The sequence below is a fragment of the Clostridium uliginosum genome (assembly GCF_900112485.1).
GTDB classification, from domain to species: Bacteria; Bacillota; Clostridia; order Clostridiales; family Clostridiaceae; genus Clostridium; species Clostridium uliginosum.
The window spans coordinates 1-1,746 of sequence record NZ_FOMG01000066.1; the positions used below are offsets into that span (position 1 = coordinate 1).

Genomic DNA, 1,746 nt, shown 5'->3' on the forward strand with positions numbered 1-1,746 from the left:
GTAATTATATTATTTGATTGCATGACGATAAGAAGGTAAAGATACCTTCTCCATAATTTTACTATATTTCTTTATTTATGAAGCTTGCTGCTCATGAAGCAGCTTACCGCTACGATGTTGAATAGTTTTACTATGTAGCTTATTTACATTATATCCAAATGCCATTAATAGAAATTCGATTTTTACATTCTTATTTCCTCGCATAAGGAATCTTCTAAATCCATAATCTTGTTTTATTACACCAAAGGCACCTTCAACTTGAATAGACCTATTCATTCTTAAAATTATTCCTTTTGGCGTAGTAATATTTAGCAAAGACTTTTTTCTTAATCTTATAAATTCTTTTGCTACATGCAATTGTTTGTTTCCTTTGGCCTTAGTACAATTACTTTTATATGAGCATTCTAAACAGCTTTCGCATTCGTAAATTATAATTTTAGACTCAAAGCCTGATTTGGATTTTCTTAGTCTAGTTCCTTTTAATAATAATTTCTTTCCAGCAGCACAAACATAATAGTCATCTTCTTGGTTATAGTACATATTTTCTCTTTTGCTAATATCCCTTTTAAATTTCATAGTTTTTGATTTTTCATATGTTTGTGGTTTAATGTATGATTGTTGGTCATTTTTTTCAAGATATGTGTAGTTTTCTTCACTTTCGTATCCTGCGTCAGCGGTTATCGCTTCATATTTTTTATCTAAATTAGATTCTAGTTTTTCTAGAAATGGTATAAACGTAAGTTGATCCGACCTTTCACTTGAAATATCTACTCCAACTATGTATTCACCTTCTACCCCTATTTGTATATTATATGCCGGTTTTAATTGACCATTTTTCATATGATCCTCTTTCATATGCATGAAAGTAGCGTCATGATCAGTTTTTGAAAAACTATTTCGACCATTGAAAATGCTATTGTATTCGTCATATTTGCTTTGTTTTTCTACAAAATTTTCTAGAAGTTCAGTATATTTTTGAAGCTTACTTTTTCTTTTACCTTTTCCATAAACGAATTCTATATTTTCATTTTCTTTTCTTAGTTTAAGTTCATTTAAAATATTATCTATATCTGAAACTAAGATTTTATTATCACAAATATCAATATTCCAATTAAGGTCTGAAATCATTTCTTTTAGGACTGTTCTTGTTTTTTCTTGCAATTTAGCTTCAAATTTATCAGTAGATTTTTTCCAGACAAATGTATATCTATTTGCATTCGCTTCGATTTTAGTTCCATCGATAAAGATATTTTTAAATTCTATTTCATTAAGTTTTCCTAACTTAATGATGAGTTGACTAAATAAATCTTCAATACAATTGGCTAATCTTTCGCTTCTAAACCTTGCTATTGTATTATGAGTTGGAGACTTTTGACCCTGCAAAAGCCACTTGAAGTTAATATCTCTATTACAAGCTTTTTCAAGTTTTCTACTTGAATAAATTCCTTCCATATATCCATAAATTAATATTTTAAATAGACTTTCTGGTAAGATTGCAGAATTTCTACCTATTGTAGAATATGCTTCATATAGTTTTGAATAATTTAATCCCTCCGTTACTTCATAAAGCAATCTTACTGAATCATCTTTAGGTATAATATTTTCTAAATTAATTGGGAATCCTATTTGATGTATAGGTATAATATTTTCGTATTTCATATAAATATTATGCGCAAAAAAGTGGATTCAAATTAATGAATCCACTTTTTTTATCGGCTAGTATCAAATTTATTTTGATACAGCCTC

General features: G+C 27.9%; 1 protein-coding gene. It reads right to left on the reverse strand.

All coding sequences use genetic code 11. The features are described 5' to 3' along the window. Positions 1-75: 75 nt before the first annotated feature. A complete protein-coding gene (locus BM027_RS17810) occupies positions 76-1,659 on the reverse strand; it encodes an IS1182 family transposase (protein WP_090094509.1) in 1,584 nt (527 codons plus the stop codon). Positions 1,660-1,746: the final 87 nt, after the last annotated feature.